Annotated in this window: 8 protein-coding genes; 3 read left to right on the top strand and 5 right to left on the bottom strand. The window is 56.6% G+C overall.

What is annotated here, in order from left to right; translation table 11 throughout:
* Positions 1–216: hypothetical protein (locus BCS36_RS11275; protein ID WP_291302993.1), on the top strand; the 216-nt coding region annotated here is incomplete at its 5' end.
* On the opposite strand, the gene BCS36_RS11270 is transcribed toward BCS36_RS11275, so the two are convergent.
* A complete protein-coding gene (locus BCS36_RS11270) occupies positions 179–1,021 on the bottom strand; it encodes an EamA family transporter (protein WP_291302992.1) in 843 nt (280 codons plus the stop codon). The two genes, BCS36_RS11275 and BCS36_RS11270, sit on opposite strands and share 38 nt — an antisense overlap.
* 371 nt (positions 1,022–1,392) lie before the next feature.
* Between BCS36_RS11270 and BCS36_RS11265 the strand changes: the two genes are divergently transcribed.
* Together BCS36_RS11265 and panD are read left to right on the top strand one after the other, a co-directional pair.
* On the top strand, positions 1,393–1,815 hold the full coding sequence (locus tag BCS36_RS11265) for a hypothetical protein (RefSeq protein ID WP_291302991.1): 423 nt from the start codon (positions 1,393–1,395) through the stop codon (positions 1,813–1,815).
* Positions 1,816–2,093: 278 nt separating this feature from the next.
* Complete coding sequence (gene panD / locus BCS36_RS11260; RefSeq protein WP_291302990.1) at positions 2,094–2,510, top strand: aspartate 1-decarboxylase; 417 nt, start codon at positions 2,094–2,096, stop codon at positions 2,508–2,510.
* 650 nt (positions 2,511–3,160) lie between these two features.
* Here panD and BCS36_RS11255 read toward each other — a convergent pair.
* The 4 genes from BCS36_RS11255 to BCS36_RS11240 all read right to left on the bottom strand — a co-directional run bounded on the left by BCS36_RS11255 (position 3,161) and on the right by BCS36_RS11240 (position 7,211).
* On the bottom strand, positions 3,161–4,180 hold the full coding sequence (locus BCS36_RS11255; protein WP_291302989.1) for a J domain-containing protein: 1,020 nt from the start codon (positions 4,178–4,180) through the stop codon (positions 3,161–3,163).
* A 3-nt stretch (positions 4,181–4,183) separates the two neighbouring features.
* Positions 4,184–4,633, bottom strand: coding sequence for a YkgJ family cysteine cluster protein (locus tag BCS36_RS11250; protein ID WP_291302988.1), 450 nt, complete (start codon positions 4,631–4,633; stop codon positions 4,184–4,186).
* Positions 4,634–4,637: 4 nt separating this feature from the next.
* Positions 4,638–5,069 (bottom strand): CoA-binding protein, encoded by a 432-nt coding sequence (locus BCS36_RS11245; protein WP_291302987.1) that lies wholly within the window; start codon positions 5,067–5,069, stop codon positions 4,638–4,640.
* A gap of 114 nt (positions 5,070–5,183) precedes the next feature.
* Positions 5,184–7,211: a cation:proton antiporter gene (locus BCS36_RS11240; RefSeq protein ID WP_291302986.1), complete on the bottom strand. Its 2,028-nt coding sequence runs from the start codon at positions 7,209–7,211 to the stop codon at positions 5,184–5,186.
* Between the last annotated feature and the right edge of the window lie 114 nt (positions 7,212–7,325).

The following is a 7,325-nucleotide window of genomic DNA, read 5'->3' as shown; positions in this document are numbered from 1 at the left end:
ACAGGAGCGGGCAACGGCTGTCGCGAGAATGGATATTCTCAATGCGAAAATGCTCTAGAGTGGCTTTGGCTGCTTGGCGGCCATTGGCTGTGTTTGCAATCCGGTGTTTGCAATAATGAAAGCCCGGCAGGAATTCCTGCCGGGCTTTTGCGCGTCTCGTACTGCTGTATGCTGGACGTCAGCGCCTGTTCAACAAAAGAACCGAGCCAAGAATAAGCCCGCCGCCGAAGATGATACGCGGGCCGGGCTCGTCGCCAAGCACAACCCACGCGGCCACAATGGCGTACACAGGTTCGAGGGTGATAATGAGCGCTGCCTGCCGCGCCTTGAGCACAGTGAGGCTGCCAATAAAAAGAACATAGGCCAATGCGGAACACAGAAGGCCCAGGCAGGCGATCCACAACCAGTCCAGAGCCCGTACCTCGGGGAACTGCCACCATGTGAAAGGCAAAAGAAAAATAAAAGTGACCACATTTTGCCACCATGTGGTTTGCAGGCTTGGCAAATGTGCGGCAAAGCGGCGGTTGGCAATGGTCACAAGCGCGTAGGCAAGCCCGGACATCACCCCCAGCAAGAGGCCCGCCGTGCCGTCATGGGCAAGGGAAAAAGAGGGCGCGGTGCACACAAGCCCCAATGTAACAAGGGCCAGGCATTGCAGTTCTCTTTTACTGGGGTATTCTCTGAACGCTATGGATTCAAAAAGCATGGTAAATGCGGGAAAGCAGGCGAAGCCCAGGGTGCCCACCGCGACCCCTCCTACCTGAATGCCCATAAAAAACGTCACATAGTGGGCGGCAAGCAGAACTCCGGTTATCATGAGGCCCATCAGTTCGCTTGGCTTAAGCCCCTGCCAGGGTATCTGGCCTTTTTTCATGCCCAGCAGGGCAAGGGCCGTCACGGCAAAGGCAGCTCTGCCGCACACGAGCACTGATGCCGAACATTGGCACAACCTGCCGAACAGGCCCGATACGCCGAAGAGCAGTGTGGCTGCATGCGCGCGGATCAGCGCGCGGCGCAACATGCTGCCATGTCGTGCTGTTGATCGTAAACCCGATGGTGTTGCCTCAGGTGCGGCAGCTTTTTGTGACGCATGCTCTTTACCAGGGGGAGGTGCCATGATTTGTCCTTGCGGATGGTTGTATACAGGCTGGCTTTACGCCAGTGCGGGCATATGCGCAAGTTGACTGCCAGTGATGGAAATAGCCTGCCAAAGGATGCGTCCCTGTGGATCTTGCTGAACTGCCTGAAAATATTTTTAAAAAATAAGTCTAGATTTTATCTTGAAACTTTGCTGTAACTAGTGTAGCGCAGTATAGAAGATGGCGTAACACGATGTCCGGCAGCCTATAGCCGGGCGCACTGCAACAGCACAGCTATTTTCCCGGGGGCATCATGCCGCAGGTCGCAGCACGAATTAATGATGAACAAGAACGTTGGCTCAAAGACTATTTTCGCACCAAAAGCGCGGGAGCGGAGTTTATTCTGCCCTGGGCTGTAGATACGTTTTTTCGGGCTATTACAAGTATAAAGCACATGTTCAGCGGTCCGGAACTCAAGACCATTGTTGAAGCCCACAAGGACATGAAACTCATGCCCGATCACACGCGGCTTTCCTATCTTATCCTGCGTGTTACTGACGCCTGCGACGTGGGCGGCGTGCATCTGCGCCACGGAGCCAGCAAGTCGAGCCTTGAGTCCAAAATAAAGAGTCTCGATGATACGCAGGCGACCGCCCTTATGGTATGGGCTTCGGCCTTTTGGGTCAGCCGCAACTGCTCGGCGGAAAACCTGGATGAGTACATCAAGGCATATTGATCTTTTTATGTGAAGTCCGTAATTTCCAGGCCGCCTGTGCGGCCTTTTTTATTGGAATAATCCTGATCGCCGCAATGGCGTCCGTAAACAGGCTTGCCTGTTTGCCGCCCGGGCCTCTTGTGGGGTACAGGCAAAAGATCATTAGCGCAGATTAACTTTGAGAGTATGCATTCTCAAAGTTTAAGATACGCTCGTTGCGGGCGACTGCTCACGCAATCGCCAGAGCACTTTCAAGTGTTAAATGCTCAAGTCGCCGTCGTTGAACGGGAGAAAGAAACATGTTGAAGATTCTACGCGCCAAACTGCACGGCATTAGGGTTACCCAGTGCGCGCTCGACTATCACGGCTCCATTACCCTTGATCCTGAGGTATGCAGGCTGGCGGGCATTCTGCCGCTGGAATTTGTATACATATGGAATAAAAACAGCGGTCAGCGCATATCCACCTATGTGATTTTCGGCGAGGCCGGGTCGCGCTGCTGCATTCTCAACGGCGCTGCCGCCCGCACCTGCCAGATAGGGGATGAGGTCATTATCGGCGCTTTTGAGTACGTGTCTGGCCCGCAGGACATCTGCCACCGTGAACCCGTTGTACTCACCTTTGATGCCCAGAACAGGATTGAAGAGCGGTTGCGCTATGTGGTTGCGCAGGATGGTGAGGACATGGCCTTCAGTATTGTGCCTGATCCCCTGTAGCGGTTTATTAGGGCAATTTTATTTGAAATGCTTTGTGAGGGAGGGAGCCTTTTGTCAAAAGGGTCCCGCCCCCACGCCCTCCACTAAAAATCTTATTGTATTACGTACCGCACCAAGGGTTTTCTGAACTGGCGCGGGGGAAGAAACAGAGCCTTCCTGCATCAGACCTTCGCAATCTTATCTGCTCCAGCATGCGATAAACAAAAGACCCGGCAATGCCGGGTCTTTTGTTTATGGTTGTGCCGCAAATCCGTGCAGAAGGCGGCGCCCAAGACTATAAAGCCAGTGGCTGAGGTGGAAGCAGGCAGGGCAAGAAGACAGGGAGCCAGATACTGCCGGTATGGCTGGCCATCTCCGCAGCCTGGGGCCGTGTTCCGGCTTGTGGTCAGTGACGGGTATATTTCGCGTTGGGCTGGATATTCGCAATACTGTTGCAAATTTTTGTGAATATAATTCATGCCATAAAAAACATGTCAAACAGCGTTCATGATTGACAATGGGCATAGCCAGGGCGTTTTGCTCAAAGGAGCGGCGCACTGCATGCCTGATGCGGAACAGCAGTTGCGCGGCGAGAGTTGCCCTGCAACAAGGGCAAAATAAAAGAAAAAGGCCGGGCAGTGTGAAACCGCCAGGCCTGACTGCGTTTGAAGCTATTCTGTATACAGTGTCAGATAAAGGTCGCCTTGCCACGGCCCCACGCGCTTGCCCAGACCGCGCAGGCGGACGGGCCTGCCCACAGAAAAATCCGGCGGCAGGGTTATTTCAACGGTTTTGAGTTCTGCCTGAAGGCCCTGGCGGATCTGTAGGCGCACGCGGCAGCCCGGCGCAAGGTTGCTCGCGGGCAGGGTAAGGCTTTGTTCTTCGTCAATCTGGCGGCGCAGCCAGTCCTTGACCATGCCGGTGACGCCACGGGCCATTTCAGAAGACCACGTGGCCGTGGCTCCGGCCAGATTTTCTTTATGCAGCGCAGCGTTTTTCTTTATTTTTGCCGCTTTGGGCTTTGCACGGCTTTGCGGGGCGGATTCCGCCTCCTGCTGTCGCGGTTCTTCCTGCTGCGCCTTCTCAGCCTGCTGCTTGTTCAGCTCGCTGTAAATATCTTCAAAAACACGGCGGGCAAATGGATCATTGAGCAGATCGCGCAGCACGTCCTGCTCGGCATATGCCGCTCCTGCGGCGTCGGCGCGTGGGTTTTCGGCCTGCCCTTCGGCGGCGGTTTTATCCTCTGCGCTGTTCTTACCGCCCGGGGGAGTGTCGGCCTGGCTGGCGTTTTGCCCCTTCCCCTGGCTCCCTGAGGTTTTTGTGGTCTCTTCACTGGAGGGCGGGGGCTGGGACGCGTTTTTGTCTTCCTGTTGCGCATCTGCCGGGCCAGCGTCTTTTTCGCCCGTGCTTTCCTTTTTGCTTTTGCGGGCTTCTTGCCGTGCTTCGTATCGGGCTTCGCTTTTTTTTCTGACCTCATCCTCATGGCTGAGAATGCCGGAAAGAGCGACGTATGCCTCGTTAAGCATCTGAAATTCCCGGCTGGCCTCGGCGTTTCCGGGGTTCAAGTCGGGGTGCAGTTCAAAGGCGCGCCTGCGGTAAGCCCTTTTTACCGCTGCAAGGTCAGCGTTCTTCTCAAGTTTGAGAATGGCGTAGCATTCCTTGAGCGATATCTGGCGGGTGCGGCGTCGCATGACTTACTTGAGGATAAGGGCGTTGGCTTCGCAACTGCTGTCATTGGCCAACAGGCCGTTTTGCAGCAGGTAGTCGCGCCCGGCCTGGGCAAAGTCGGCGTGCCGGGTTTCCGGGTGGATGCCGGGGCAGAACTCCTTGGCCATAGAAAGACTCGCGGAATCTTCAATGTTGCCGCGAAAAAAGGGCCACGCACGGCAGATGGCGGGTTTGCCCCCGTGTACGCCGCAGCCCTGGCCCTGTTTGAAAAAGACGCAGTAGCCGTCGGAGCCGCTGCGTATCTTCAGCTTGCCGCCAACATGGTAGCAGTAATGATCAACAATGGTTTCCGGGCTCTGGCCCATGTGGGCCGCCAGGCGCGCAAGGTCAGTGGGGCTGACCACAATGCCGCCGCTGCCTTCGCAGCAGTGGCCGCACATGCGGCAATCGAAAACCGTATCCGGTGCAACAGGCATGAGTTTATCCTTGAGTCTTGGGAGCATTGGGCAGCAGTTGGGCGTGTTCCACCATGATGCAGGCGTCTTCAACGACGGTAATGCCTGCGGCGGTCAACAGAACGCGCGCTTCGGGCGACCGTATGCCCAGTTGCATCCAAAAGAGTGAAGGCCGCCAGGGTAATGCCAGTACTTCACGGGCGTGGTCCGGGCAATACTCTGGAGCGCGAAAAAGATTGATGATGTCCACGGGGCAGGGCAGGGCCGCAAGATTGGGGTAGGCCGTGAGGCCCCATACCGTCGCGCGCACGGGGTGCACAGGGTAGACCTCGTAGCCCACATCCATAAGATAGCGCCCCACGCGATCAACGGCCTGACCGGGTTTGTCCTTGGCGCCCACTATGGCAATGCGCCGCGCCTGCTCAAGCAGCCTGCGCAATTCATTATTATTCTGCATATGGCCCTCAAAAAGAGATGTCAGACCGCCTGCCGCTGATGCAAAAGGTGGTCTGACATCCTAGACGGCTACGGAAAAATGCGCAAGCTTTCCTGATAAAAGGAATTGGACCGCTCAGCGTGCCGGCTGAAGCTGTTCTTTGCCGCTGTCCTTGCTTTTGGCCGACGCGCGCACCGGGCCGGAAAAAAGTGGCGTGATGGCTATGAGCTTGTCCGTTTTGCCAAAAAGGTAAACGACGTCGCCAGATTCGAATACGTCATCCGCACCGGGAGAAGCGTGGGTGATCCCTTCGCGCAGGATGGCGATGACCGTGACCGCGTGGCGGCGGCGCAGCGCGCTCTGGGCAAGGCTTTGCCCGCACAGGGGCGAGGCCGCCCCAAGGCGCACGGCCTGCACGCCCATGTCCGGCAGGCGGTTTATTGTGCTGTTCAGCGAATCTTCGGGCGAACTCATGCGGCGGATCATACGGTAGTTTTCCTGCCGTATGCGGGCCGCAAACGTATCAATATCCTGTCGGGGGACAAGATACTGGGTGAGAACGCGGGTGAAAATCTCAATGGAGGTTTCAAATTCCTCGGCAATGACTTCGTCCGCGCCCAGTTGCCGCAATGCCGCCACTTCGGTCACAAAGCGCGTGCGTGCAATGATGTGCAGGTTGGGATTGAAGCGGCGGGCCTCAATGGTAATGGCCCTCACGGCTGAAGGGTCGGAAATGACGATGACAAGCACCCGCGCTTTTGTGACGCCAAGGTGTTCCAGCACCACGGGCTGCGAGGCGTCGCCGTGGGCAATGGGTTCTTTGTGGCGGTATCGGCTGACGGTTTCGGGGTTCATTTCCAGAATGGTGTATTCAATGCCCGATTCCTTGGCCACATGGGCCAGATGCTTGCCGCTGATGCCGAAGCCCACGATGATAAGGTGATCTTTCAGATGACTTTCGCCTTCGCTGTTTTCTGCAGCCTCCTGGGCAAGCGCGTTCTGCCGCCCTGCCACTTTGCGCGCCAGGCGCGGGGCAATGAGCATGAGACCTGGGGTAAGCATCATGGTCAGCACGCTGACATCCAGAAAGTTCTGATACGCCTCCATGTCGAAAAGTCCGGCGCTCAGGCCCGATGCAGCCAGAACAAAGCCGAATTCACCCACCTGTGCCAGCGAAAGAGAGGTGATGATGGCCGCACGCAGGGGATAGCCCTGCACCAGAACGGCAGGCAGGGTGAGCAGGCTTTTGACCACGATGAACAAAACCGTGAGCCCGATGATGGAAAAGAAGTGCTGACCGAAAAAATCCACGTTGAGCATCATGCCCACGGAGATGAAAAAAAGGCTCATAAAAACGTCGCGGTAGGGCAGAATGCCCGAAATGACGCTCATGCTGTATTCGGAGCGCGCCAGCAGAAGGCCGGCCATAAATGCGCCCAGCGACAGCGAAAGGCCCAACGTATTTGTCAGCAGGGCCATGCCGAGGCACAGACCCAGGGTGGTAAGCAGCAGGATTTCTCTGGTGCGGGTGCGGACCACCGCCTCCATGAGGCGGTCAAGGCCGAAGCGCGCGAATAGCAGCACGCCCCCCAGCGCCAGAACCACCCACAGGGTGGAAAAAAGGGCGTCTTTCAGCGAAAGGTCGAGGGTGCCGGAAAGCAGGGGCACGCACAGCAGCATGGGGGCCACCATGATGTCCTGAAAAACCAGAATGGCAAGTGACAGGCGGCCTGTCGGCGTATTGGTTGAACCGCGCTCCTGCATGATGCGCAGCACAATGGCCGAAGACGAAAGCGCGACGAGGCACCCCATAAAGATGCCCTGCTGATAGGTGTAGCCGCCAAAAAGGGCAAGGCCCATGACGGCCAGAACCGTAAGCCCGATTTGCAGGCTGCCGCCCAGAAAGACAGGCCGTTTCAGCCGGTTGAGGGCCTCGCCCGAAAGCTCCATCCCAATGGTGAACAGCAGCATGGCCACACCGATTTCGGCCACATGATCAATGGCGTCGCGGTCGCTGACTATGCCGAGCAACGATGGGCCGCACAAAACGCCCGTAAGCAGAAAACCCACCGTGGCGGGCAGCTTGATTTTGTTGCAGGTAACGGTGACGAAGATGGAAAGCAGAAAAATGGTGACTATTTCATAAAGTAAGGGCACGTCCATGAAGCCTCCGTGCCCCAAAAATAGCATTGCACCCACTGCCGCGCAAGTCTCTTCAATTAGAGCATTTTCGCCTTGAGAATATCCATTCTCGCGGTAGCCGTTGCCCGCTCCTGC

This window comes from Desulfovibrio sp. MES5 (assembly GCF_002237645.1).
GTDB lineage: Bacteria > Desulfobacterota > Desulfovibrionia > Desulfovibrionales > Desulfovibrionaceae > Desulfovibrio.
This window is presented reverse-complemented; position numbering and strand designations above follow the sequence as displayed.